Source organism: Pseudoalteromonas apostichopi (genome assembly GCF_030297135.1).
Taxonomy (GTDB): domain Bacteria; phylum Pseudomonadota; class Gammaproteobacteria; order Enterobacterales; family Alteromonadaceae; genus Pseudoalteromonas; species Pseudoalteromonas apostichopi.
Genome location: NZ_AP028065.1, coordinates 100,459 through 126,773 on the forward strand (window position 1 = coordinate 100,459; position 26,315 = coordinate 126,773).

At 40.1% G+C, this 26,315-nt stretch carries 25 protein-coding genes and 1 pseudogene; 8 read left to right on the plus strand and 18 right to left on the minus strand.

From position 1 onward, the window contains the following. The first annotated feature begins 5 nt into the window (after nt 1-5). The 3 genes from purB to QUE86_RS00440 all read left to right on the plus strand — a co-directional run bounded on the left by purB (nt 6) and on the right by QUE86_RS00440 (nt 3,066). Nucleotides 6-1,376 carry an adenylosuccinate lyase gene (gene purB, locus QUE86_RS00430; protein WP_130051382.1) on the plus strand — a complete coding sequence of 457 codons (1,371 nt, stop codon included), beginning with the start codon at nt 6-8 and terminating at the stop codon, nt 1,374-1,376. Nucleotides 1,377-1,449: 73 nt separating this feature from the next. Next, nucleotides 1,450-2,595 carry a cupin domain-containing protein gene (locus QUE86_RS00435; protein WP_286258560.1) on the plus strand — a complete coding sequence of 382 codons (1,146 nt, stop codon included), beginning with the start codon at nt 1,450-1,452 and terminating at the stop codon, nt 2,593-2,595. 12 nt (nt 2,596-2,607) lie between these two features. After that, nucleotides 2,608-3,066, plus strand: a complete 459-nt coding sequence (locus QUE86_RS00440; RefSeq protein WP_130051380.1) for a GNAT family N-acetyltransferase — start codon at nt 2,608-2,610, stop codon at nt 3,064-3,066. Nucleotides 3,067-3,134: 68 nt separating this feature from the next. Here the strand turns inward: QUE86_RS00440 and QUE86_RS00445 are convergent, their stop codons facing one another. From QUE86_RS00445 to QUE86_RS00470, 6 genes and pseudogenes are all read right to left on the minus strand, one after another. Further along, nucleotides 3,135-3,581 carry a DUF4826 family protein gene (locus tag QUE86_RS00445; protein ID WP_286258562.1) on the minus strand — a complete coding sequence of 149 codons (447 nt, stop codon included), beginning with the start codon at nt 3,579-3,581 and terminating at the stop codon, nt 3,135-3,137. A 137-nt stretch (nt 3,582-3,718) separates the two neighbouring features. Beyond that, nucleotides 3,719-4,057, minus strand: a pseudogene (locus QUE86_RS00450) (DUF924 family protein); the annotation flags it as partial. 177 nt (nt 4,058-4,234) lie between these two features. Beyond that, nucleotides 4,235-5,479 (minus strand): lipoprotein-releasing ABC transporter permease subunit, encoded by a 1,245-nt coding sequence (locus QUE86_RS00455; protein ID WP_130051378.1) that lies wholly within the window; start codon nt 5,477-5,479, stop codon nt 4,235-4,237. After that, nucleotides 5,469-6,167 (minus strand): lipoprotein-releasing ABC transporter ATP-binding protein LolD, encoded by a 699-nt coding sequence (gene lolD / locus QUE86_RS00460; protein ID WP_286258565.1) that lies wholly within the window; start codon nt 6,165-6,167, stop codon nt 5,469-5,471. The genes QUE86_RS00455 and lolD overlap by 11 nt, the downstream gene beginning before the upstream one ends. Beyond that, nucleotides 6,160-7,377 carry a lipoprotein-releasing ABC transporter permease subunit gene (locus tag QUE86_RS00465; protein ID WP_130051376.1) on the minus strand — a complete coding sequence of 406 codons (1,218 nt, stop codon included), beginning with the start codon at nt 7,375-7,377 and terminating at the stop codon, nt 6,160-6,162. The genes lolD and QUE86_RS00465 overlap by 8 nt, the downstream gene beginning before the upstream one ends. Before the next feature lie 89 nt (nt 7,378-7,466). Beyond that, nucleotides 7,467-8,348, minus strand: coding sequence for a LysR family transcriptional regulator (locus QUE86_RS00470; protein ID WP_130051375.1), 882 nt, complete (start codon nt 8,346-8,348; stop codon nt 7,467-7,469). 110 nt (nt 8,349-8,458) lie between these two features. On the opposite strand from QUE86_RS00470, the gene QUE86_RS00475 reads away from it, so the two are divergent. After that, nucleotides 8,459-9,580: an S-(hydroxymethyl)glutathione dehydrogenase/class III alcohol dehydrogenase gene (locus tag QUE86_RS00475; RefSeq protein WP_130051374.1), complete on the plus strand. Its 1,122-nt coding sequence runs from the start codon at nt 8,459-8,461 to the stop codon at nt 9,578-9,580. A 55-nt stretch (nt 9,581-9,635) separates the two neighbouring features. Beyond that, the gene (gene fghA, locus QUE86_RS00480; RefSeq protein ID WP_130051373.1) at nt 9,636-10,472 is read left to right on the plus strand and encodes an S-formylglutathione hydrolase; all 837 of its coding nucleotides are present in this window, start codon (nt 9,636-9,638) and stop codon (nt 10,470-10,472) included. Nucleotides 10,473-10,784: 312 nt separating this feature from the next. Here fghA and QUE86_RS00485 read toward each other — a convergent pair whose 3' ends face one another. Together QUE86_RS00485 and QUE86_RS00490 are read right to left on the minus strand one after the other, a co-directional pair. Next, complete coding sequence (locus QUE86_RS00485) at nt 10,785-11,129, minus strand: hypothetical protein (protein ID WP_130051371.1); 345 nt, start codon at nt 11,127-11,129, stop codon at nt 10,785-10,787. 75 nt (nt 11,130-11,204) lie between these two features. After that, entirely contained in the window at nt 11,205-12,698 is a 1,494-nt protein-coding gene (locus tag QUE86_RS00490) for a BCCT family transporter (protein WP_239977421.1), read from the minus strand. A 224-nt stretch (nt 12,699-12,922) separates the two neighbouring features. Between QUE86_RS00490 and QUE86_RS00495 the strand changes: the two genes are divergently transcribed. Then, nucleotides 12,923-13,339 carry an MgtC/SapB family protein gene (locus tag QUE86_RS00495; RefSeq protein WP_130051369.1) on the plus strand — a complete coding sequence of 139 codons (417 nt, stop codon included), beginning with the start codon at nt 12,923-12,925 and terminating at the stop codon, nt 13,337-13,339. Nucleotides 13,340-13,343: 4 nt separating this feature from the next. On the opposite strand, the gene QUE86_RS00500 is transcribed toward QUE86_RS00495, so the two are convergent. Then, the gene (locus QUE86_RS00500; protein ID WP_286258566.1) at nt 13,344-14,420 is read right to left on the minus strand and encodes an energy transducer TonB; all 1,077 of its coding nucleotides are present in this window, start codon (nt 14,418-14,420) and stop codon (nt 13,344-13,346) included. 102 nt (nt 14,421-14,522) lie between these two features. Next, nucleotides 14,523-16,421 (minus strand): beta-ketoacyl synthase, encoded by a 1,899-nt coding sequence (locus QUE86_RS00505; protein WP_286258567.1) that lies wholly within the window; start codon nt 16,419-16,421, stop codon nt 14,523-14,525. Between the two features lie 127 nt (nt 16,422-16,548). On the opposite strand from QUE86_RS00505, the gene QUE86_RS00510 reads away from it, so the two are divergent. Both QUE86_RS00510 and QUE86_RS00515 read left to right on the plus strand, forming a co-directional pair. Continuing rightward, nucleotides 16,549-17,559 (plus strand): GlxA family transcriptional regulator, encoded by a 1,011-nt coding sequence (locus QUE86_RS00510; RefSeq protein WP_130051366.1) that lies wholly within the window; start codon nt 16,549-16,551, stop codon nt 17,557-17,559. 120 nt (nt 17,560-17,679) lie between these two features. Next, nucleotides 17,680-18,879: a GAF domain-containing sensor histidine kinase gene (locus QUE86_RS00515; protein ID WP_130051365.1), complete on the plus strand. Its 1,200-nt coding sequence runs from the start codon at nt 17,680-17,682 to the stop codon at nt 18,877-18,879. A gap of 6 nt (nt 18,880-18,885) precedes the next feature. Here QUE86_RS00515 and QUE86_RS00520 read toward each other — a convergent pair whose 3' ends face one another. The 8 genes from QUE86_RS00520 to QUE86_RS00555 all read right to left on the minus strand — a co-directional run bounded on the left by QUE86_RS00520 (nt 18,886) and on the right by QUE86_RS00555 (nt 26,310). Further along, nucleotides 18,886-19,326, minus strand: coding sequence for a GNAT family N-acetyltransferase (locus QUE86_RS00520; RefSeq protein ID WP_286258570.1), 441 nt, complete (start codon nt 19,324-19,326; stop codon nt 18,886-18,888). 33 nt (nt 19,327-19,359) lie between these two features. Beyond that, on the minus strand, nt 19,360-19,854 hold the full coding sequence (locus tag QUE86_RS00525) for an MgtC/SapB family protein (RefSeq protein ID WP_130051362.1): 495 nt from the start codon (nt 19,852-19,854) through the stop codon (nt 19,360-19,362). A gap of 30 nt (nt 19,855-19,884) precedes the next feature. Further along, complete coding sequence (locus tag QUE86_RS00530) at nt 19,885-20,988, minus strand: GNAT family N-acetyltransferase/peptidase C39 family protein (RefSeq protein ID WP_130051361.1); 1,104 nt, start codon at nt 20,986-20,988, stop codon at nt 19,885-19,887. After that, nucleotides 20,988-22,382 (minus strand): RimK family ATP-grasp domain-containing protein, encoded by a 1,395-nt coding sequence (locus tag QUE86_RS00535; RefSeq protein WP_250660954.1) that lies wholly within the window; start codon nt 22,380-22,382, stop codon nt 20,988-20,990. Before QUE86_RS00535 ends, QUE86_RS00530 begins: the two co-directional genes overlap by 1 nt. A 200-nt stretch (nt 22,383-22,582) precedes the next feature. After that, entirely contained in the window at nt 22,583-23,059 is a 477-nt protein-coding gene (locus QUE86_RS00540) for a transcription elongation factor GreAB (protein WP_286258576.1), read from the minus strand. Between the two features lie 76 nt (nt 23,060-23,135). Then, the gene (secF, locus tag QUE86_RS00545) at nt 23,136-24,056 is read right to left on the minus strand and encodes a protein translocase subunit SecF (RefSeq protein ID WP_286258577.1); all 921 of its coding nucleotides are present in this window, start codon (nt 24,054-24,056) and stop codon (nt 23,136-23,138) included. Further along, the gene (gene secD / locus QUE86_RS00550; RefSeq protein WP_286258579.1) at nt 24,053-25,864 is read right to left on the minus strand and encodes a protein translocase subunit SecD; all 1,812 of its coding nucleotides are present in this window, start codon (nt 25,862-25,864) and stop codon (nt 24,053-24,055) included. Before secD ends, secF begins: the two co-directional genes overlap by 4 nt. A 74-nt stretch (nt 25,865-25,938) precedes the next feature. Then, nucleotides 25,939-26,310, minus strand: coding sequence for a hypothetical protein (locus tag QUE86_RS00555; RefSeq protein ID WP_286258581.1), 372 nt, complete (start codon nt 26,308-26,310; stop codon nt 25,939-25,941). Nucleotides 26,311-26,315: the final 5 nt, after the last annotated feature.

Below are 26,315 nucleotides of genomic sequence, written 5' to 3' on the forward strand. Positions count from 1 at the left end.
TCATTATGGAGCTTTCAGCGTTAACCGCTATCTCTCCGGTAGATGGTCGCTATGGCAGCAAGACCACGGAACTACGCAGTATTTTCAGCGAATTTGGTTTAATCAAATACCGTGTAACTGTTGAAGTTCGTTGGTTACAAGCTTTGTCTGCAGCTAGCGCAATCACAGAAGTACCGGCATTTAGCGACGAGGCTAATGCTTTACTTAATGCCATTGTTGATAACTTTAGCGAAGCTGACGCAGCACGCGTTAAAGAGATCGAGCGCACAACCAACCATGACGTTAAAGCAGTTGAATACCTACTTAAAGAAAAAGTGGCTGACAACGCGGAGCTTAACGCAGTTAACGAATTCATTCACTTTGCATGTACTTCAGAAGACATCAATAACTTGTCTCATGGTTTAATGCTAACTGAAGCGCGTGACAAAGTATTACTTCCATACTGTGACCAACTTCTAAATGCATTAAAAGAAAAAGCAGTTGAGTACAAGTCAGTTGCGATGATGACACGTACCCACGGTCAACCAGCTACCCCTTCTACAATGGGTAAAGAGTTTGCAAACGTCTACATGCGCTTAAAGCGTCAACGTGACCAAATTGCTAACGTAGAAATGTTAGGTAAAATCAACGGTGCTGTAGGTAACTACAACGCTCACCTAAGTGCATACCCAGATTACGATTGGCACAGCCACGCTGAGCAGTTCGTAACGAGCCTAGGTTTAACATTCAACCCGTTCACAACACAAATCGAGCCACACGATTACATTGCCGAGTTATTCGATGCAGTTGCACGTTTCAACACTGTATTACTTGATTTTGACCGTGACGTTTGGGGTTACATTGCACTTAACCACTTCAAACAAAAAACAATCGCAGGTGAAATTGGTTCTTCAACAATGCCTCACAAAGTAAACCCGATTGATTTTGAAAACTCTGAAGGTAACTTAGGTATTGCTAACGCTATCTTTACTCACCTTGCGCAAAAACTACCGGTATCTCGCTGGCAACGTGACTTAACTGACTCAACAGTGTTACGTAACCTAGGTGTTGGTATGGGCTACACTCTTATCGCTTACCAAGCGACATTAAAAGGTGTAAGCAAGCTTGAAGTAAATGAAGAACGTTTATTACAAGAGCTAGATCAAAACTGGGAATTACTCGCAGAGCCAATCCAAACTGTTATGCGTAAATATGGTATCGAAAAGCCATATGAAAAACTTAAAGACCTTACTCGTGGTAAGCGCGTAAACCAAGAAATCATGGCTGATTTCATCGACGGTCTTGAGTTACCTGAAGAAGCAAAAGTAGAAATGAAAAAATTAACTCCGGCTAATTACATTGGTCGTGCGGTTGAGTTCATCGATAACTTAGCTTAAATTCAAATTAAGACTTAAAAAAGCGAAAGGCCTTCCTTTCGCTTTTTTTATATCAATTCGCTTAGGTCATGTTATGTATCAATTAACCATCAATTCATTAACCCAAGAGCAATTTTTAGCTGAGTATTGGCAGAAAAAACCATTACTTATAAAGCAAGGCTTCAAGGATTTTTCAGATCCGATTGAGCCCGAAGAATTGGCTGGTCTTGCCATGGAAGAAAGCATTGAATCACGAATAGTGACCAATCACTCAAATGACTGGCAAGCACACCATGGTCCGTTTGAAGACTTTAGCTTATTGACTGAAAAGCACGCTACATTACTAGTACAAGCGGTTGACCACTGGCATAACGAAGCTGCTCAATTACTAGAGCCATTTCGCTTTATTCCTAACTGGCGCATCGATGATTTAATGATTAGCTACTCAACACCAGGTGGTGGTGTTGGCCCGCATTTAGACCAATACGATGTGTTTATTATTCAAGGCCAAGGCAAACGCCATTGGCGGGTTGGTATGCCTGATGCTAACCTAAGACAGTTTGCGCAAAATAAAAGCCTGCTACAAGTCGAGCAGTTTCCTGCTGTTATCGACTGTGTTCTAGAGCCTGGTGATATTCTTTATATTCCACCGGGTTGTCCACATGAGGGTTACGCAGTTGAAAACGCATTAAATTACTCTGTTGGCTTTCGAGCACCAAACCAGCGCGATTTATTATCACAGTTTGCAGACCATTTGATAGATACTGAACTTGGCAATCAACGATACAGTGATGCTGAGCTTAAATTACGTGACTCAAAAGGCGAACTTAAGGAATTTGAAGCTGAAAATGTTAAACAGCTGATGATTGCTGCAATAAATGATGATGCAATATTTAAGACTTGGCTTGGTAACAATATGAGTCAGCCAAAACATGAAATGGATTTAGCACCTTTAGAAGAACCTTATACATTAGATAATTTACTTGAGTTACTACGTGATGACGAGGTTGTTTTTGAGCGCTTAGGTGGCACCCGAGCAATCTATCAAGTGATTGGAGATAAAATACTTTTAAGTGTTAATGGCATTAATTACATGCATGATTTACATGAGCTTGAATTAATTAAAAAGCTCACAGATCAAACCTGGCTGACAGCTGCTGATATAAATAGTTCAAAAAATAATCACATTTTCTTGAAAACTTTTACTACACTTTTAAATGAGGGTATTTGGTTTTGTTAGGAGCGTGTGTTTATGGGCTATCAAATAGATGAAGTTGAATGGAATATCGACAAGGAACTTTTACAACAGATCCGAGAGCGGGTATTTGTTTGCGAATTGCATATTCCAAAACACATTGAGTTTGACCATTTAGATAAAACAGCACATCACGTCCTTGTAACAGACGAATGTAAATGCCCAGTTGCTACTGGGCGTTTATGCAATGATGGCCTAATTGGTCGTATAGCTGTTTTGCCTGAACACCGTAACCGTTCGGTTTACAAATCATTATTGAATTACTTAGTAAGTATGGCTGAAAAGCAAGGCTGTGACTGTGTCAGTATTAATTGTATTTTGAATGAGGTAGACAGGTTTAAACAAAATGGCTTTTCAGCAGATGGTTTAGTGTTTATGGAAGCTGGTATTCCAAGGCAGCGAATGCTCTGCCCTATCAAGCAGTTTGATACGCGGCCATTCACTTTAGTACATTAAGGTTTAGGTAAAATAAAAAAGCTGAATAAAATTATTCAGCTTTTTTATTAGTAAGTTTGTAAAGTCAGTTATGCTGGCTCGTTTTGCCACATTTCTTCTTTTTCAAACAACTCATATAAGCCATGAGCACGATTGATTAGCAAATTCGCAAAATCAACTTTGGTTTTGTCTACGGCCCCTGATTGCATTAGCTGATCAGCCTTCAATTGCCACTGCATTGAAAAATAACGTAATACTTCACGTGCATTAGTTGCTGCGCTTGCTTCAGCGTGATCAGTCGGTAAGCGACCCGTGAGCACCCAATAGCTTTTACCGTTTTGTGCTTTAAATTTCCAAATTGCCACTAAAGGCGCAATGAAACGACTTTCTTTCTCAACAACAGTTTGCGGGATAACCCCTTTTTCTGCTAAATGCTTTTGTGCATTTTGGAAACATTCTCTTTGCCAAATAACACTTTGTTTTTGCGCTTCGGCTTGTTCTTCTGGTGTTAATGGTCTTGCTTGTTTTTGTTCCATGGTGGTTACTCTTTTACAACATTTCTGACACTTTAAGGTTTAAAATGGCGCTGTGCAAGTGTTTACGGGCAATCAAAAGGCATTTTAATTTACTTGAGTATTATTCAGCCAACTCAGAATGAAGAGTTAGGCACAGTTTAAAATTGCAGCTCTTCAATTGTTGATTCTCGACCTAAAATTGTGTTGCGGTGTGGGTAACGACCAAACCTATCAATAATAACTTTGTGCTTTAGTTCAAACTCATAATTACTCATGCCTTTAAACAATTGCTCAGCCTACTTATGAATGACTTTCGATTCACTGTGCATAAAAAGCATATAAATAAACGCTACTTGTGAGCTTTCAAGTTATATATCAAAACCTAGTTCGATAGCTCTTTGCGCTAAGCTTAGTGCTTACGGATCTTGGCTAAACGCTTTCGCTGTTTCACGGTCAATACCGCGTGAAAACTGAGCTAACACGATGATTTCAGCTAATAGCCTAGTGCATATATTCACTAATCAGCATGCTCGCCAGCTAACCTGCAAAAGACATTATGAAAACTAACGCTTAATTAATGCATCAACTTCATCAGATTGTTAATACCAACCTTCAGGGCCAAATTCATGAAACCAAAAATCAATAATCTAATGCTTGTCCAAGCTTGAATTTCTTTAGTTACCAAGTACTTTTGCAGGGTCTACCCGGGTTGCTTGCCACGCTGGGTAAAGTGTTGCCAAAATTGCGAGGACAAAGGTGACAATCACGGTGATAACGATATCTTGCCATACTAATTTGCTTGGTAAAAACTCGATAAAATACACACCTTGTAACGGGTTATCACCAAATAAGTTACTTACCCAAGTGAACAGTTCACTAATATTTAATGCTAGCATCACACCGATAATCGTGCCCAAAATCACACCTATTAAGGCTTGTGTAAAACCTTGCATAACAAAGGTCGCTAAAATGGTACTATCTTGTGCGCCCATGGTTTTTAAAATCGCAATATTTGCCTGTTTCTCACGTACTTCCATCACTAGAGACGAAACAATATTGAAACTCGCTACCGCAATTATTAAAAACACCACGATATAAACAATGGTACGAACCATTTGAATATCTTGATATAAGCTCCCCTGCGTTCGAAACCAACTAGAGACATAAACATAATCTGGAATAACTTGCCCAACACGCATCGCTGTTTGATGGGCGGCGAACACATCGGCCACTTGTAATCGTAAGCCGGTTACTTGGTTTTCATTAAAGCTCAGCACATTTTGCGCTTTGTCTAGACGAATAAAAGCCGCGGTTTCATCTATTGGACCGCCCATTTTAATAATACCAGCCAGATTCAAGCTCACGCGTTTTGGAGCCAGTAAAGTGTTACTTTGCTGGTTTATCTGTGGGATTAATAAGGTAACTGGATCGCCAATTTTAAGACCTAATCGGTTTACTATTTGTTGTCCTAAAAGCACATCTTCTTGTTGTAACTGGCTAACTAAGCGCCCTTCTGTAAATTGGTTTAATGCCGACACCTGATTTTCAAATTCAGGGCTAACACCGCGCACTTCAACCGCTTTTAACTCACTTTTATATTGCGCCATACCATTAACACTAATAAAGGGTGCAGCACCTGTTACACCGGTTTGAGAGCGAAGTAGCGCAATTTTTGATTGCCAGTTATTGATTGGTTTATTTGGCGCGACATATTCAACCTGTGGTACAACCGATAAAAGCCGATGCACTAATTGCTGCTCAAAGCCATTAATAACTGAAAGAGCAACAATTAAGACGGCTACTCCTAAAAGTATGCCAATCGTAGAAGCTTTAGCTATAAAGCTAACAAAGCCATTTTGTCCGTCTTTTTGTCCGCTATGAGCGCGGAATCGTTTTGAAATAAAGGCACTAAGCAACATGCTGAGACTCTTTAATTGCAAGCTTACCATCATCTAAATAAGCAATTTTGCCGAGTTTATCTGCAAGCTCTAAATCATGAGTTACCACTACAAAACTGGTTTTTAAGCTGGTATTTAACTCTTTAATTAAGTCGTAAATCTTAATAGCGTTTTGTTTATCTAGGTTACCCGTTGGTTCATCGGCAAGCACCAAAGCAGGCTCTGTTACTAATGCACGTGCGATTGCAACCCGCTGCCTCTCACCACCTGATAAAGCTGATGGTTTATGTTCGCTGCGATGAGACAAGCCTACTTTATCGAGCATGTTATGCGCTTTTTCCGTTGCATCGACTGCACTTAAACCTTTAATTAAGAGTGGCATAGCAACATTTTCAATCGCAGTAAATTCCATTAATAGATGATGGAATTGATAAATAAAGCCTAAATTTTCATTCCGGAAATTAGCTTGTTGTTTTCGATTTAATTTAGAAACCTGCTGACCTTTAATTTCAACCTTGCCTGAACTTTCGTTATCCAAGGTGCCTAATATATGCAATAAAGTACTTTTGCCTGAGCCAGAGCTACCTACAACTGCTAACATTTCGCCTTGTTTAAGTGTTAAATCAACCCCTTTTAATACCGCAACCTCGTTATCGCCATCTTGATAAACTTTGTTCAGCTGCTGACAATTGATAACTAAATCACTCATAACGTAATACCTCTGCTGGATTCACTTTTGCAGCTTTTCTGGCAGGATACAAAGTAGCTAAAAAGCTCATCGCAATACTCCCTGCAGCAATTAGACTCAAACTCATAACATCAAATTTAACTGGTAAACTCACACCCGCTAATAAATTGATGCCTAACATATTTAATAATTCATTAATGTTGCTACTTAATAGCACACCAAGTAACGCACCAATGCTGGTACCGATCAGACCGTTATATAAGCCTTGGATCATAAAAACATGCTGCACTTGTAACGGGGTTAAACCCAGTGTTTGTAAAATAGCTACTTCACTTTGCTTCTCACTGACCATCATGGTTAATGCTGAAACTATATTAAACACCGCAACGAGCACGATTAAGCCAAGTAACATCGACATAATACGCTTTTCCATCGCCACAGCAGCAAATAGTGTCCCTTGGCTAGCTCGCCAATCAGCCACTGTGTAATCATTTAAAATAGCTGACTGAGATTGCAAAACTTGCTCAACAGCAAATGGTTCATAAAGCGAAACACTTAAGTTTGGTGCCGCTGATTTTGCCAGCTTTAAAACCCGGCCTAACGAATAACCACTAGTAAATGCCAATGACATATCGATTTCTGATTGCGTTTCATAAAGAGCGCCAACGGTAAACAAGCGCTGGCTAGGTACTCGACCTAGGGGGGTATATGAACTCGCATTAGGCATAATCACCCGTACTTTATCCCCGAGCGAAATGCCTAATTTTCGGCTCAAATAGCGGCTAATAGCAATATGGTAGTTGCTATCCATTACTTGTGACCAATTACCGGCAACAATTTTATCCTTTACGTTATAGAGGGAGCTTCCTTCATCATAGAGCCCTTGTAACAATACGCCGTGCAAATCTTGGTTAGTTTGTAAAATAGCTTCACCATGACGATAAAGGTTAACTTGTTTAATATCTTGAGAGTTTTCTAGTTGCTGCTTTAACTGCAGCATGGTTTCTTTCGAGTTATCATCAGCAGATACTTCGATATGGGGAATTAATCCAAGCATGTTGGTTTTCAGGTTATTTTCAAAGCCATTCATTACTGAACTGACTGTAAACAAGGCCATTAAGCCAATAGCAATGCCCGCAATAGAGAAAAATGAAATAAATGAGATAAAGGCATTACCCTTTGAGGAGCGACTATATCTCAGCCCTATAAAAAGGCTAACAGGTTGAAACATAATAAGTTATGGATATTCCAAGGGCTAAATATGCGCTCATGTTAGCACAGATTTAGCTAGCATGGGATGCGCGAAATTGTAAAAAATAATTATAAATCTGATACTTGAACAGTAGCAACCAAATGGTCTAGTAATGCTTTTACATTGGTTGCTATAAACTGCCTAGGTGGATAAACACCCCATACACCTTCAGGTGCGGGTGCAACATTTGAAAGTACAGCGGTCAACTTGCCACTGGCTAGGTGTTCATTAACATAGTAATCCGGTAGTTGCACGATACCCAACCCTTTCATAGCAGCGTCAACCAATGCCCAACCGCTGTTACATGCTAACCGCCCAGCCACTTTTATATGCTTATCTTGGCCTTGCTCTTTTACCCGCCAGTAACTGTTATTTCCAATCAGGCAATTATGCTGATGTAATTCACTAACACTATGTGGTTGGCCAAATTTATTTATATATTCAGGGCTACAGCAAATAACAAGCCTGCGCTGACTAATACGCCGTGCTTTCAAGGATGAATCCTTTAAATGACCGAGCCGAATTGCTAGGTCATACCCATCTTCTAATAGATTGACTTGTTCATTACTTAAATGGCTGATCACTTCAATATCTGGGTGTTTTTGCATAAACGAATGTACTGCAGGCATGATAAAACTTTCACCGTACATCACTGGGGCTGTTAGCTTTATACTGCCTTTTGGTGTCAGTTGCTGCTCTGCAAGCAGTGCCGTGGCATCATCCATGGCATGCTGTAATTGCTTTGTTTGATGCGCAAACACCTGCCCCTCTTGCGTTAGCACCACTTTACGGGTCGTACGGGTTAGCAATTGTGTGTTTAATCGCTCTTCTAATTGACTCACATACCGGCTTACATGGGCCACCGACATACCCAGAAGTTTACTTGCTTTGGTAAAACTGCCCGTTTCTGCTACCGCTAAAAATTCATCAATTCCGTGCCAACGATTCATTATTACCATACTGTAAAAGTGTTTTAATAAAACGAAGATTATCATTCATTGAGAAATAAATAAAATAGACTAGGTTTAATACTTACTTCCAACAACTATAAGGGAACGTTATGACTGATTTTATTAAATCAAAAGCGGCTATCGCTTGGGGTCCAAATCAACCACTATCAATTGAAGAAGTGGATGTAATGATGCCTAAAAAAGGCGAAGTGCTTGTAAAGATTGTTGCTACAGGTGTTTGTCACACAGATGCATTTACTTTATCTGGTGAAGATCCTGAAGGTATTTTCCCAGCAATCCTTGGCCATGAAGGCGGCGGTATTGTTGAAGCTGTAGGCGAAGGCGTCACACATGTTGAAGTAGGCGATCATGTTATTCCTCTTTATACTGCTGAATGTGGCGAGTGTAAGATGTGTAAATCTGGTAAAACAAATTTATGCTCTGCGGTACGTGAAACGCAAGGCAAAGGTTTAATGCCAGATGGCACGACGCGTTTCTATAAAGATGGTCAACCAATTTATCACTACATGGGTTGCTCTACTTTCTCTGAGTACACTGTATTACCTGAGATTTCACTAGCTAAAGTAAGCAAAGAAGCCCCGCTTGAAGAAATTTGTTTACTTGGTTGTGGTGTAACAACTGGTATGGGCGCTGTAACTAAAACTGCAAAAGTTCAAAAAGGCGATACTGTTGCTATTTTTGGTCTAGGCGGCATTGGTTTATCGGCGATTATCGGTGCGAAAATGGCTGGCGCAGGCCGTATTATTGGTGTTGATATCAACACAAGTAAGTTTGATCTTGCTACTAAATTAGGCGCAACTGATTTAATCAATCCAAATGACTACGACAAACCAATTCAAGAAGTCATCGTTGAAATGACTGACGGTGGTGTTGATTTCTCATTTGAATGTATCGGTAACGTTAATGTAATGCGCTCTGCCCTTGAGTGTTGCCACAAAGGTTGGGGTGAATCAGTGATTATTGGTGTTGCAGGTGCAGGCCAAGAGATCTCGACACGCCCATTCCAACTGGTAACAGGTCGAGTATGGCGCGGTAGTGCGTTTGGTGGTGTTAAAGGTCGCTCTGAACTACCAGAGATTGTTGAGCGCTATATGAATGGTGAGTTTGCGTTAAATGATTTCATCACACACACCATGAAACTTGAAGATATCAATGAAGCTTTCGACTTAATGCACGAAGGTAAGAGCATCCGCTCAGTTATTCATTATTAATCTTTTAATTTGGCGTTAGGTTAATGCCTAGCGCCTTTGTTTCAAGGATTTGGTTATGCTAGAAAACATAAGCTCAACAAAAGTCAGCGGTGGCTGGCATAAACAATATACCCACCAAGCTACCAGTACACATTGTGCTATGCGCTTTGCGATATTTTTACCACCCGGTGCCAGCGAAACGAATAAAGTGCCAGTGATGTACTGGTTGTCAGGTTTAACCTGTACCGATGAAAACTTTATGCAAAAAGCCGGGGCATTTAAAAAAGCGGCTGAACTGGGTATTGCGATTGTCGCTCCAGATACTAGCCCGCGTGGTGATAATGTTCCTGATGATGAAAACTACGATTTTGGTCAAGGTGCAGGCTTTTATGTCAATGCGACTCAAGCGCCTTACAATGTGCATTACAACATGTACGACTATGTTGTGTCTGAATTACCTGCACTTATCGAAGCACACTTCCCTGTGACGACTAAAAAAGCCATTGCTGGTCATTCTATGGGTGGTCACGGCGCATTGATGATTGCACTCAAAAACCCGAAACAATACGTCAGCGCCAGTGCTTTTAGCCCGATTGTTAACCCGATTAATTGCCCTTGGGGTGAAAAAGCGTTTAGCAATTACCTAGGTAATGATAAAGCAAGTTGGCTTGAATACGACAGTTGTGAGTTAATGAAAAAAGCCGTCGCTGATGATTATTTACCGATTCGCATTGATCAAGGTGAGGCCGATAACTTCTTAACTGAGCAACTCAAAACAGAAAACATATTTGCTGTCGTGAATGAGAAAGATTATCCAGCCGAAATTAACATGCACGCAGGTTATGATCATAGTTACTTCTTTATCAGTAGCTTTATTGACGAACACCTAATGTTTCATCAAAAGTATCTGTGATTAATATCTAATTTTTAGTGTGAGGGCTTAGCTTCCTCACACTCTTTAATACTTCGTGTGATTTGCCTGCAAACTAACTTTGGTTGTTCCTCTTTTGGTTCGAGTAAACCTATTACAGCGCTATCAATTTCAAAGCCTAACTTTGCAAATGAAAAGCCCTCAGAGTCCGTTACTGTGCTGTTAGTTTGATTTGCATTTGTGGTTGCAAGGTTTGTTGGTTGTGAGTTTTTTGCATAGCCATCTACTATTGACCCCGCCACTGTACACCCCACTAATTGGTAGCTAACAAAGCAAATAACAAGTTTTGAGAAGTTAATCTTCATTATTAAAACTATCCATTAATGTAGGTCTTTTTTTCGGCTCAGCTTGAACCTCAACACATTCATTTACTGCGCGACTTATTTGACGACATTTAAGCTCAACATCTTTACCTTTGCTACCATTCTCTAGACCTTCAATAATCGCCTTGTCGATTTCGTAACCTAGCATTGTCATGGTCATGCCATAGTTAACTCGGTCATTATCTTTTTTATCTGCATAGGCGCTTGCAGGCTGTGCTTGGCTAGAGGCCCCGCCAATACCATCTGCAACTAGACCAACTGCTGTACAGCCACTAAGTAAACTAAAAGGTAGCATCACATACAAAAATTTAAGCATCGGTCCTCCAATACACTTAAGCTTATTTTATAAGCATAATGAAAAATGCATAATTTAACTGTAAAAAACTGTAAATTAATCACAAATATCGCGAATAAACTCTTTTAGAAACCCAACTAACTGCAATAGGAATATTAATAAGAAAGGTAAAGCGCCTAAAATTGCAACGCTTCGATTTAATGGCTCATCTTGTAAAAGTAAAAGAGCCAAGCTGCATAAGAATAATGCCAAACACCAAGTGTAAAGGGTCACTCGATTGCTAGGATCAGCTCCTACAAGTTCCCTTATGACTAAAATTGCAGAGTCAGCTGATGTTGCAACAAATATCAATAGTAATAACAAACTAGCCCAAATAAACACGGTTCCTTGCCAACCTAATTGATTAAAAAATACAAATAATCCTTGGCTGTAATCTTGTTTTATCGCTACTAAAATACCCGCTTGATTGAGTCTATCCCATTCAATTGCTGCCCCAGAAAAGGTCGCAAACCAAATAATAGTCACTAAAGTAGGAATACACACAACCGCAAAAATAAATTGCCAAACCTTACGCCCCTGACTTATTTTGGCTAAAAAAACACCAACAAATGGACCCCAGGCTAACCACCAAAAGTAATAGTTATATGTCCAATGAGTGGCCCAATCCGGCGCTTTTAATTGGCTATCAAATTGCCAAGTTCCAGTTACTAGCAGCTGTAAATAATAGCCAGTTCCATCTAGAGCAATTTTTATAATTGGCTCAATCGGCACCACTGTTAATAACCAGACCAACAAACTGAATGCCAAAATCACATTAAAAATGCTTAGTGATTGTACGCCGCGACGTAAACCAAACTTTACTGATAGCGAATATATAACTGTTAATAAACAAACGATTAATGAGCCAACTAATAAAGTAGAAGTAACTCCCAACTCTATCTCAACCCCTTTACTTATCAACAGAGTTGAATTTGCTATAGTGCCAACTACACCAAAAAATATCGCGAGAACAGCAATTAATTTTACAATAAAAGAGACTGTAAATTTTGTTGATTTATCAAACCTGTTACCTACTGCAGTAAGAACAGGCGAACAAATATCACCAGACTTACCACTATATTGAGTTAACCCACCAAGCACTAAAGCAAATACCGCATAAAGTGCCCAAGCATGAGCCCCCCAATTAACTAATGTTAGCGCCAAGCTACTGGCTAATCTATCTGGATATAAGCTTTGTTTAAGGGGCGGGTCAAGCGAATGTAAAGCAGGCTCTGCAACTCCCCAAAAAACTAGGCCAGAGCCCATTCCCGCAGCAAATAACATAGCAAACCAGCCAAAGTTAGAATACTCAACAACAGCATCTTGCCCACCTACTTTACGGCTGCCTAATGGACTAATAGCTAAAATTATGATGGCGAACAATAAAAAATTCACCATTAAGAAAAAACTACTCCCAATCCAATCTAAAACCGTTTGTACAAAAGGCTGTACTTGTTCAGTGATAAAACTAGGCAAAATTACAGCAATGAGCGCACCTAACATACACAATGCGAGAGCAGTTTTTTCAAGAGATGAGGTTGTATGTTTCAAACTGAAGCCTATTTATTTAGCGTGTTTAGCATACTGTCTGTATGCTGAAATTTCAAACAGCCAAAAGACTGAAAAAATGACACAGTAGTGCGTAAAAATCGCAAATTATATCAAGCTCTACTTTTAAAAACCCGGCTACATGTCCCTAGTTTCCTCATTTTAATTAATTTGCTGATCGGGTATTGAAATTGCAACACTCGGCTATTAACAAAAAGGAATTGATTATGGACTTTAATCTTGATTGGCACGAGATCCTCGATAACCTAATGCACCTGGGGATTGCCTACTTACTTGCCCTACCCATGGCATTTGATCGAGAAAAAACGAGTAATGGCGCAGGTCTTCGTACTTTTCCATTAGTTGCTGTTGCATCTTGTGGCTATGCATTAGTTGGAATGTCTGTTTTAACTAGCTCAGAGGCTGAGTCAAAAGTACTCGAAGGGATTATCACGGGTATTGGTTTTATTGGCGGTGGCGCCATTTTGAAGAACAAAAACTCTACTTATGGAACAGCCACAGCAGCCAGTATTTGGAACATGGGACTTATTGGCATTGCTGTGGCATTTAGTCGTTACGAAATCGCCTTTCTAATGGCATTAATTAACTTCGTAACGCTAAGATATGTAAAGCGTTTAAAGTAAACAATTAACTGGCGTCATATTTTGAATTAACAATAGCATAACCAGTTTGTTTTACTTTAATCTCAGCAGAATTTGTAGATTTAACTAATAAACCGCAGCGTCGGCTTTGTTCATCAAGCACATAACTCACTGAATCATTTGCTTCAAGGTCTATTACTTGATCAGCACAACGGATCTGTAATTTAGATACATCACGTGCGCCCTCTATCTTGATAGAACCACGAGATAATGACAAATATGAAAGCTTATCCTTTGAGACATTAATTTGTGAATTGATCTGCGGAGTACGAGCTAATAAGTCATCAATTTGCTTAATTGTGGCAAGTTTGTTTTCTTCTGAAAACTCTTTTCCTTCAATATTATCTAACGCATAAATGGCGTTGTAAGCAAGATTGAAGTCACCCTTAAAGCTGTACCATTGTAAAGCGCTTTTAGCGACTAAATACTGTATATCTGTTGGCAACTTATTTCGTAGTAAATAGGCAATAGACAGCTGCTCATCAAAGCCAAACCATTGTTGTTGATGGTAAAAAAATTGGCTTTTTAGCCATGCAAATAACGCCTGTTCAGAGGTGTTTTTAGTGTGATCTTTATATAGCTTGGCTAGTGCTTGCTCAGCTTTTTTAAATTCCTTTGCTTGCAGCATTTTATTGATTTCATCGTACTCATTGATAAAACCACGGCTAGCCTTATCATTTGAGTAGCCATTAAAATACTTACCTACTTCAAAAGAAAACAGATAACCACCTTCAACTGTTTCACCTTTTTTAGTCGCGGGTGCAAATTCTAAGTTCGTTAAATATTTCTCTGCGTTTTCTTCACTACCACGAGTATCAGATGCCATAATCACTTCGATATCTTTAGCTTTACCTTGTTTGTCCACTACATAAGACATTAAAGCCCAGCCCTCTAAACGAGAGCCATTATAACTACCTGGATAACGCGGATTTGTATTTTTTACGATATAGGCGGAAGTTGCTGCTTGAACATCAACACCTAAATCATTGACGTCTCTTGCTAAAGCCTGTGTTGGTAATGCGATAAGTGAACAAAGTACAGCGAGTTTAGTAAATTTAATCATGAGTAATTGCTCCAATTCCCTTTGATAGGAACATTTATAGCACTAAAAAAGGCGCTTTAAAAGCGCCTTGCTGTCAAGAATGTGCTTAAACAAGTCTTGATCTTAAAACATGTCCGAATAAGGGTTTGATTTTGATAATAAAACCTTTTTATCAAAACCTGGGATTGTCATTGAATCTTGGCAAATTTTGATGTCATTTTCATCAATTAAGCCGTCACCAAAGCGATAAATAAGCTCATAATGACCTAAATCAGCCTGTTGTCGGTAATCAGCTTGAGCTTGAGCTACTTGAGTATGACGATCCTGATATTCCGCCATAACCACATCACCATGACGCTTTGCTAGCATTTGCAATGTAATTGCTGGGGATAAAACAGTCGCCGTTGCGTTGTTACCACCAAACCCTTTTGAATTTATAAATGCAATGTCCATTGCATCACATTGATAATGTTCTGTGCGAATATCTAAATGCTCGCTATAAACGTCATCAGCCACTTTATCGATTGTAGTAATCCCTGGCATAATGTTATGACTAAACACGCCTAATGCCATGGCTAATTGATCACCACTGGCTGGAGCAATAGTATGCCCAACATACGCTTTAGGAGCTGCAATCTTCCAATTATCAATAGCAAATGTCTGTGCTACCTTATGGTAAATTAATGATTCTGTTACGCGGTTTTGAGGCGTGCTTGAGCCGTGAGCCAATATAAAGCTACGTTTTTGTACCGCTTCTTGACCAACAATACCACTAGCTAGTGCAACAGATTTTGCCATTGTAATATAGTTACCAGGGCCCGGTGCTGTGATTGATTTTTTTATACCATCAGCATTTACGAACACATCCGCAACGCTACCTAACACATCAGCACCTAACTCTAATGCCAATGCATCATCCATTAAGATAGCAACCTGTGCACCTTCACCAATTGTAAAGCCACAGTTTTCACCAAATGGACGGCTTGTACGGCGATGATCAACGACTTCTGAATTATCAAGGCGCTTTAGGCCCTCTTCATTTGCAAGTGCGCTCATATTACCAAAGCCTTCAACAATTTCTGGTGTAATAGCACACTCTACTGATGCCACAATCGCTACTCGCGTGCGACCTGCTTGAATATCGTTTACTGCTGCACGTAGGTTATATAAAAACGTGGCACACGCGCCCGATGTGGTAAAGGTCGTACCCACGTTACCTGTTACATAAGCATTGATAAAGTCGGTCGACATGGTGTTTAAGCCAAGTGCAAGCTGTTTTGTACTAACGCGATCACCTTGTTGACGCGCACGAATCAAACCACCAAAACCTTCATCATCAACTTGGCCAGCAACAGAGGCTGAGTAAGTACCAATTTGATCAGGCTCAACACTGTTCATTACCTGCTGCCACGGCAGACCAGTCGAACGAATTGCATCAGTTGCAGCAAAGATAGTTGCTTGTAGACCTCTAGGCTGGTAGCGGCTGTTATACATAGCTGAAGGTTCGAAACCTGTCGGTAGTTGACCCGCCGCTTTAATTGGATTATCGCGGGTACTGTCATGTTTAATAGCAAGATCAGCACTAATAGTTACTTTTACTTTTTTATCGCTCAACTCCTCAATGTGCCAGCTACTAGGCACAGGGGTTGGTAAATCACGGCGACGCGTTTCAAAAACTATTTGTTGTTCATCTGACGCTGTTAACGTCATTTTTTGCTGCCACGGAGTCGCATCAACATCGAAGTGATTTTTTTCAATTTTACGAATAAGTGTGCCAGCTAAAATTTGTTCACCGAACTTAGCTTCGATATCTTTTTCAGCAACTGTATTGCCTTGAGCATCTTTAAGTACACCTTCAGTAAGGGTGACTAAGTTCATTAAAGTCGCTAAGCCTAAAAATGTCTCCTGACGGGCTTTAGCGTCCAAGCTGTCTAACACGATACGACGATAACCTTGATGAAAAGAAGTGCGGCCAGCGGCATTAATACCACCCATACCAACAATAACGGGTAATGCTGTCATAAAAAACCTTGAGAAAACGTGTTATGAGAATTAAACCAAGTTTAAATGGATTAACTAATACACTTTGTGCTTAAATAGCCAAATAACCTGCATAAAAGGCCAAAAACAACTGGTCGGAGCAATTTCAGTGACGAAACTTCAACATCAAAAAGCCATAGAAATTAGTATTTTGGTTTATCCACACTTACTAATAACTAGTTTAACCTTACCTATAGAAATGCTTAGAGCCGGCGAGGCCTTTGCCAAAAGCCATCATCAGCATAACGAATTTAAACCTCTCAACATCAACTTAGTAGCAACTAGCATAAAAGCGATCCCCAACCGCACGGGGCTAGCAATAATGCCCGATTGCGAAACTGCCTCAGCGCCAGCTAGTGAGTTAATTATTGTCCCTGGTATTTGGCGCAACCCGCGACCTGTAGTAAGCAAACAGCAAAGCTTGGTTGACTGGCTTGGCGATTCTTGGCGGCAAGGCAGTCATATCATTGGTGTAGGTACTGGCAACTGTTTAGTTGCTGAGGCTGGATTACTTGATGGTCACCCTGCTACCACCCACTGGCATTACGCAGAGCAATTTAAACGTGACTACCCTAAAGTGCAGCTTAAACCTGACTTTTTTATTACTCAATCTGAGCGTATGTATACAGTTGCCAGTTTAAATGCCCTTGCAGACGTTATAGTCCATATTATTAGCCAATATTATGGTCGAGCAGCAGCGCAACATGTTGAACGTAATTTCTCTCATGAGATTCGTAAGCCCTATGAAGATCAACGTTATCTAGAAGGTGCGGTTGATAAGCACCCTGATGAACTTATTGCGCAAATTCAATTTTGGCTGAAAAACAATTTAACCTCCGAACTGACCCTGCAAGAAATTGCGGCGCAATTTAGTTTAAGCTACCGCACCTTTACACGCCGCTTTCGTCAAGCCACCAGCCAAACACCCGTTGAATATTGGCAACAGCTGCGTGTTCAAACGGCAAAAGAGTTATTAGCCTCATCAAATTTATCTATTCAAGAGGTAGCACTAGAAGTCGGATATAACGACCAAGGTCATTTAACAAGGGTATTTAAGAAAGTGCTTTCACAAACACCAAGTGAATATCGCACAGTAGTTAGGCGTAAACTGTTTGGTTAATTAATAAGAAATTACTGATTGAAGAACAATAAAATCTGATATGGAGCATTTATGTTGCTCAATTAGAATTTGTTACTAAGCTATCACTTAGTAGTATTTGTATTTAATTGAGTTCAAATAATGTATCAGCCTGATTATGATGAATTAGTTGAGAGTTGGAATAAAACCCTTGAAGTATTAGCACTGTTTGCCGATGTGCCTGTCGCTTTAGTAATGAAGGTCGAAAATAATATTATTAGTGTATTTTCTAAAAATGCAAACCAATTAAACCCATACGAAATAGGCGACAGTGAAAAGTTTAAGAATTCAGGCCTTTATTGCGAGCATGTTGTAAAAAACCAGAAACTGCTGAATATACCTAATGCACTTATTGATGATGATTGGAAAGAAAACCCTGATATCAAGCTCAATATGGTTTCCTACTTAGGTTTGCCCATTTCTGCTGGCGATACAACGCCATTTGGTACAATATGTATCCTTGATAGCAAGCCCCATGAATACAACGAGCCAGTGATAAAACTACTCGAAACAATAAAACAAAGCTTTGAGACCCAACTAAAATTACTTTACCAACAGAAACAATCGCTTGAACAAAACCAATTTACTGAACTTGCCACTTTAATTCGTGGCATTGCCCATGAGGTCAATACTCCTTTAGGTAACTGCATAACAGCCGTTGATTTCACTCAACAAACAGTGACAGAAACTCAAAATAGGCTTACACAGAAATGCTTGAGTCAGCAAACACTGCAAAATACACTAAACACTTTGTTAGACACTCATGAACTAGTAAGTCGCAATTTAACTACTTGCGCCTATAAGATAAGAATTTTACAGGATTTGCTCTATACAAAATCACAATCAACTAAAACAATCATGACGTTAACTCAGCTTTCGGAGTCATTGTATAAGCATTTAGAAGAGCAAATAAAACATCGTGGTATCAAATTAGATATTAATTATCAAAACCCTCATAGCCAATTCGAAGTTGAAATAGACTTGCTAAAACAAGTACTTTTTATTTTGCAGCAAAACTCAATTGAGCATGCGTTCAACAACATCGAAAACCCTGCTATAGAAATTGATATTTATGATTTTGATGAGGTATTAAAAATTCACTACTCCGATAATGGCACCGGTATCAGCATAAGTGAACAAAACTCCATTTTCACCCCATTTTATAAAGGTAAAAACAACCAATCAGGTATTGGGCTTGGCCTCAGCATTGCGAAGAAAATAGTTACTCAACAACTACAAGGTGAAATCTGTGTTCAAGAAAGTAACAACGGCGCTCACTTTTTAATTAGTTTGCCGAAGTAAGTTGGTTTAAATGTCTTTTGTAAACATAATCTTGCTATTTTGTGGGCTACCTCTGTCCTCATAACCCACTATTGCATAACCATTTTTGATAAGCATATTCAGCATTGCAGGAAAACGGTTCATAGACTTAACCATTATAACTCGGTAATTATTGGTCTTAACCCAAGCTTCTTGCGCGTTTAATAATGATTGAGCTATGCCCTGCCCTCTACATTTTGGCGCAACTGCACCAAGCCAGCTATAAAAGGTGTTTGAATCTAGCTCATAACCCAGTTTGTAGGCTACAGGCTCATTTTCGATATAAGCAACTAAAGCTAGATGCTCAACATCTGCACACCGTGCTTGTAATTTACTGAGGCTATTTCGGCCATCAAACTCAGGAATTTGACTATCAACAAGTAACAAATCTTCTAAACAGGACGGCTTTATTGTGTAACAAGGCTCCATGAATCACTCTAATCTAACTTCTATTATCTAACTTCACTTTTCTTTTCGATAATACAACTTTGAATAGCGTTTTACACGAACATGCACACCGCGACCTAAGCTCTTAAATTTAGCTTCAAGTACATCTACGCCATATAAAATAACGACCACTAATACCGAAAGTTTAATTGCAGCTAACAAGTTATCAGTGGCAATCACAACACCTATAGAGGCTAATACCCAAATAGTTGCTGCGGAAGTTACTCCAACAACCGCACCATCTTTCGCAAGCATCACACCCGCACCTAAAAAGCCGATACCGGTAATAATTTGGCCTACAACACGTGAATGGTCTATCACATCGCCATGTAACATAAATGCTGTAGCAAGAAATAAATAAGTACCTAACACAATCAATGCGGAGGTACGAATACCAACAGGCTTACCTCGTAATTGACGCTCCATACCAATAATTGCGCCGCAAAATGCGGCGCTACCAATTGCTGACCAAGAATAAGGGGCAATATCAAATAAACTACTCAGAGTCACTGTACTTCCAAATCAAACTAACAATTAAAATTATAAATAAAAGGCCATCGCAGTGCTGAGTCTTGATGAACCAAAACTAGCCATTTTGTTAAAATCGGCTTTGGTTATTGGGACATGCTGACAATCAATCGCCAATTGTTTTTCGTTTTCACAAAACGGGTCATGCACGTACAAGCAATGCTCATCAATATGCGTTACACACACCCAGTGCGGTGACTTTTTACCATCAAATCGATAGGTACTGATCAATAACACCACCGCTTTACCCTCCGCAAGCCAATCTTCAATGGAGGCCAAGGTTAACTCTTGATACCTCACAGGCAGTTTTGCAGCGATTGCTTCAGCCACAAACTGATTGTGTACGGTATGCAAAATGGCTTTTTTCTTTTCGCTTCTTACCCCGTCAATAAACAAAGTATCACGGGTATTTAAAACTACATCAGCTTTAAAACCACGTTTCATTGCAGCAAGCGCTAACCCTAGAGGGTGACAACCGCCATGCCCTGAAGTCATGAAGATAGTCGTGGCTTCACGCCATATATCCAGCTCTTTGAGTTGGCTCATTGCGGTATCATTCAAGGATGACATTGCCATTAATAGCGCCGCAGGACCACAGGTAAACTCGGTTGTTTGCTGATACCAAGGCGTGTGTTTATCGGCATTAAACTCGATATTACGTCGAATGTTTTTTTGCATTCGATGGGCATCACTATGGTCATCATAATAATCACTGTAATGACCAAACACCTGGTAACCCAGTTTTTCATATAAGCAAATTGCCGATAGGTTGTTTACCGCAACTTCTAGACGCATATATAAACGGCCGCGTTTAGCTGTTTCGTTTTCAAGCGCAAGCAGTAACTTTGAAGCAATGCCTTTGCCTTGCTGAGATTGCAAAACCGCCAGTGAATATAGCCGAGCAAGACGCGTCCCCTTGTGACACCAAACCAAGCCATAACCAACTAGTTGGTTCTCGATCTCGGCCACCATCAGTAAGCCATGCGTTGCGCTGATCCAACGTTTTAAACTACGACTACTTAATCTATCTTGACTAAAGCTTTGTTCTTCAATGGCAACAAGGGCCGCCAAATCCGTTGCCTGAGCAAAACGGATTTGACAAACAGAGGCGTTCATTAACCACGGCCTCGTGCTTCTAAGCGTTGTTTAAACTCATCCATAATGATCATATAAAGCTCGTCACCTAAATAGGCATCTTCGACTTTATGGTCGATACTTGGGTTGTCATTCACTTCTAACACGTATGCTTTACCTTGATGTTCTTTAACGTCAACACCATACAAACCTTTACCTACCGTTTTGCAGGCTTTTAACGCCGCATCGAGTACCACTTTAGGTAATTCAAATGTTGGCAAGGTTTCAAAGCCACCAGAAAAGAAACGTTTTGCATCATGGTTATAAATTTGCCAGTGATTACGCGCCATTAAATAACGACACGCATAAATTGCACGGCCATTTAACACCCCGACACGCCAGTCGTATTCGGTGTACATGTACTCTTGTGCAAGCACAAGTGCACTGAACTCAAACAACTCTGTTAATTTAGCAACTAACTCATCACGATTAGCAACTTTAAATACGCCTTTTGAGAAAGAGCCTTCTGGCATTTTTAATACCAGTGGGTAGCTGAAGTTTGCTTCTAAACTTTCAATTGTCTCTTCACTTGTATCAGCCACAACGTGAGTTTTTAAACTCGGCACTTTTTGATAATTAAAAGCATCGTGCAAATACACTTTATTACAGCAGCGCAGTATCGACTCTGCATCATCAATCACCACTAACCCTAAGCTTTGTGCTTTACTCGCTAAACGATAGGTTGGATGGTCGATGGCCGTTGTTTGACGAATAAACAACGCATCAAATTGTGCAATATTGGTAATTTCATCAAATGTAAGTGCTTGAGCATAAATACCATGTTTAGCGGCTGCTTTAATAAATTTAGCAATGGCATCTTTATCACTTGGCGGCACTTTTTCTTGGTGATCAACCAATATGGCCATATCCCAACGGTAACGACGTTTTTTATCGTGAATGCGCCATACTGACATCGTAAAGCTACTGAGTTGCTTTACAAACTCTGTAAAGCCCGTGTCATCTAATGATGCAATCGCACCTTGCTTCACAACACCTTGTTCATCACACACCAAAATAGGCGCAGGATATTGCGAGAATAATGCTTTAGTTGCTTTGCTTTGCTGCTCTTGATCTGTGTGACCAAAAAATACAGTACAACCAGCAAGCTCTTTATGACGCGTGCTATGCTCATCGCTACGTAGCGCATTAATTGTTTTTACACTCGGTAATACCTGATGCTTTCTTGCTTCAGCAAGCAAAGAACAATAATAACCTTTACTTAAATACTGCCCTGTATCACACAAGTTTAAAATGCGTGTTTTTGGCTCATTATGTTTTGGGTAATCACGTAAGTAGGTGTCAAAGGTAATGACATTTTCGAAATTTTGAGCAATACGTTGCTCATTGTTATCAACCACAATCAAGGTTTTAAACACGACTTTTCCTAAATTAAGTCTTATGAAAAAAATGAAAACACCCAGCCGATTAAGTGAACGCATGAGGCTAAACTTCACTTAACTAGATGGGTGCTTATAAGCATTAAGCTTGATGTGATTTATAGAGGTTTTTTTACTTTGTGACCAACGAGTTATTTTTTACTTGAAGATGAAATTTACTGATTAATAAATTTTCTTGATCAGACTATTTCTGTAACGCTATAAAACTGTGCGTTACCTGCAATTGTCAGTGTTACTTCGTCATCAATTTGCTTGCCAATCAGCTGTTTACCTAACGGCGCTTCACGGGTTACAACATATATAGGCTGTTCTTTTACGTTGACTACTAAGCCACCTACACTTGGGCCCATAAAAAACCACTTTGAGTTATCTTGTTCATCGACAAGACACACTAATGCACCTTCACGAACCTTATTAAATTCGCTTTCTTTAAACACTGTATTGAATGCTTGTATGTCACGGTAGCACTCATTAACTCGTTCAGCTTGCCCTTGCGCTAAATAAGCGGCTTCTAAACCCAAGGTATCGTATTGAGTTTCAGCAACACTTTCTTCGTGGGTTGCTGCATCATGAGCCGCTTTTGCCGCTGCTTTGGCGTTTTGCAGTTGTGCCTCTAGCGCAAAGCGTAAATGTTCAATTACGTGTGTTTTATTCATATCAAAGCAGTTAAAACAGAAAAGCCGCTATTCTATGGAAAAATAGCGGCTGATGAAAGTAAGTTATAAAACTGACTTATGGCATATCCATATAGGCTTTGGTTTTATCATCCAGTGTTTGGGTGTAATTGTCTGAACTTAACCCTAATAATTGCGGTAAGGTGGCGGCGATACAAATCGATGAGAAGGTGCCCACCACAATGCCTGCAAATAACGCGATAGCAAAACCCGTTAATGCAGCGCCAGCAAGCAGCCAAATACAAGCAATGGTCGCAAGTGTTGTGCCTGAGGTGATCAATGTACGCGTTAACGTAGAGCCAATTGCATCATTAATCACAACATGGGTATTAATGCGTTGATTGTCTGGCTGAATACGTAAAAGCTCTCTAACTCTGTCGCCAACAATAATTGAGTCATTTAATGAATAACCAATAATAGCCAGTAAACTCGCCAGCACGGTTAAATTAAACATAAGCCCTAGTAACGAAAACAAGCCTAGCACTAAGATTAAATCATGTAACAGTGCAACCACTGAGCCTACCGCGAGTCGCCATTCAAAACGTACAGCTAAATAAACCATAATGGCAATCAGTGCTGCAAATAATGCTAAACAGCCTTGCTCAAAAAGCTCATCACCGACTTGTGAACCTAAAAAAGAACTTGAAAGCACGGTAAATTCTACACCTTGCTCATTCAGCTCTGATTGCCAATTGCTGGCTTCACTAAGCTCTGGCGCTTCTCTTAAAACAAAGTGGTATTCACCCGCTTTAGTTATGGTTAATTTGTTTGCAATTTCAGGACTTAACTTTGCCTTTAAATCAGCAATAGTTGTTACTGACGTTGTGTTTATCTCAGTGATGTAGCCACCTGTAAAATCAAGGCCAAAGTTTAGCCCTTTGACAGATAAAACACCTAAGCTCGCGATGACTAAAACACAGCTTAGCAATAACCCTAAAACGCGCGATTTACTCGCTGCAGTTAATGTTGACCAACTCATTCTTTAGCCCCCGATAAATTTGTCAGTTTAATGTAAAGTGTTTGGCTAAGCGCTTTTGAAATGTAAACACCGGTGAATACGCTGGTTAATAGTCCGAGCGCTAATGTAATTGCAAAACCTTTCACAGGCCCATAACCAATGGCGTATAGAATGATAGCTGTGATCATGGTGGTCACATTGGCATCAAAAATGGTCGTAAATGCTTGGTTATAGCCTTGCTCTATTGCTTGATAGGTAGGTCGACCTTTACGTTTTTCCTCTTTTATTCGCTCAAAGATAATTACATTAGTATCAACTGCCATGCCTATTGTTAATACAAGCCCTGCGATGCCCGGTAATGTCAACACCACGCCAGGTAATAACGACATTAAGCCGACTAAAGCGGTTAAATTAAGTAACAACGCAATGTTGGCAATCAGGCCTAAACGACGATACCAAAGCGCCATAAATGCAAGGGTAATACCGATACCAAGCATTAAAGCAGCTAATCCGTGTTCAATGTTTTCACTACCTAAGCTTGGACCTATGGTTTGTTCTTGAACGATTGTCACTGGTGCAGTTAGCGACCCTGCACGAAGTAAAAGCGCTAAATCGTAAGCTGCTTGTGGGCTTTTCATATTCGTAATACTAAAACGAGAACTTAAATGCTGTGCAATGTTTGCCACATTGATCACTTCGCTTTTTTTCACAACGTCGCCATTTGCATTCCGGGAGTATTCAGAATACACCGTGGCCATTGGCTTACCTATATTGTGCTTTGAAAAAGCAGACATTGCATCGCCACCTTGAGAGTCTAAGCTAAGCTGGACTAAAGGCTTGCCCCATTCATCTTTACCAACACTGGCATTATTGATGTGATCACCTGAAAAAATCGCCACAGGATTTAAATTAACAACACCACCACCTTGCACATTAAACGCTTTACCACCCACTTCGACGACCTGATAAAAATCTAGGGTCGCTGTTGCACCAATAATGCGTTTAGCTTCTGATGGATCTTGTACCCCTGGTAACTCGATTCGAATTCGTTGTTTACCTTGCCTTTGCGTCACCGCTTCTGTGATGCCAAGCTCTTCAATACGTCCACGCAGGGTTGTTAAGCTTTGTGCCATGACTTGTTTATTGAATTCGCTTTGGCTTTGCTCATTAAAATGCAGTAATACTGTGGTTAGGTTATTACTCGTTGATTTAGTTTGCATCAGGCCTTTGAATTGACCTTGTAAGGTTGAGATGAGTCCTGGGAGTTGCCCTTCACCGCTTGGTAAAATTTGCAGCTCAACCCCTTCTTTTACTTCACTGGCTCTAATACCACGAATTTTGTCTTTTCGAAGCGTCAATTTAGTTTGTTGATACACACTGTTTAAGTGCTCTTGCATTGCTTTATCTAGGTCAACATCAAGCACAAATAGCACCCCACCATTTAAGTCAAGTCCTAACTTAATCGGTGAAAGACCAAGCTGCTGAAGCCATTGTGGGCTTGTCGCATGCTCAACAATTTTAGCTTCCAGCTGTGGGTATTGAGTTTTTATAAAACTCAGTGCATTGGCACTTTGAGTAGGCTCAGCTAATAAAATAGCCAGTTGTGCTTGGCTATCATTAGCTTCAGACACTTCAAAACCATGTTGATTTAGTGAAGTTGTCACACTTTGCAGCGTCACAGTTTGATCTGGCAAGCTAATGTGCAACCAAGATTTGTTAGGGTAAAGATTAGGTAGTGCGCTAACCGCTAATAAAATACACGCCGCTATCATAGCGACATAACTCATTTTTAGACGACGCCATAGCGCCGGCTTTGATTTATGTGACATACATGACTTCCTTCCAGCATTTTCAGCCGGTAAAAAATTAATTCCAAAAATAAAAAAGTAACGAAGGAAGTCGTTTAGCTATGGTAGGTCGTATTCGCTTTGTACAAGAGATTAGCGTCTTTCCAGCCACTAATGCGGGATTTACGTTGCGTGGCTAACGCAAACCATGGGATCATGCGCACAGCACTTGGTGGCGCTAAAAAGTGCTCTTTTCTCCAATCTTCAGCAAAGAATTCAATTAATAGCTCGTAATCAGGGTCAACCTGACTATGGTAAAGAAACAATGATGAATTACTGGCAGTTAAACGCGGCACAAGGGTATCAAACCCCGATGGTTCTACCGGTTTAGGATGCTTAGCTGTATGAGTTTGAGAAATAACTGGGGTTTTAGTCAGCTCGACTTGGAACAATTTAGTGGCAGCATAGTGTGAGTGAGTGTCAGGCATAGCCA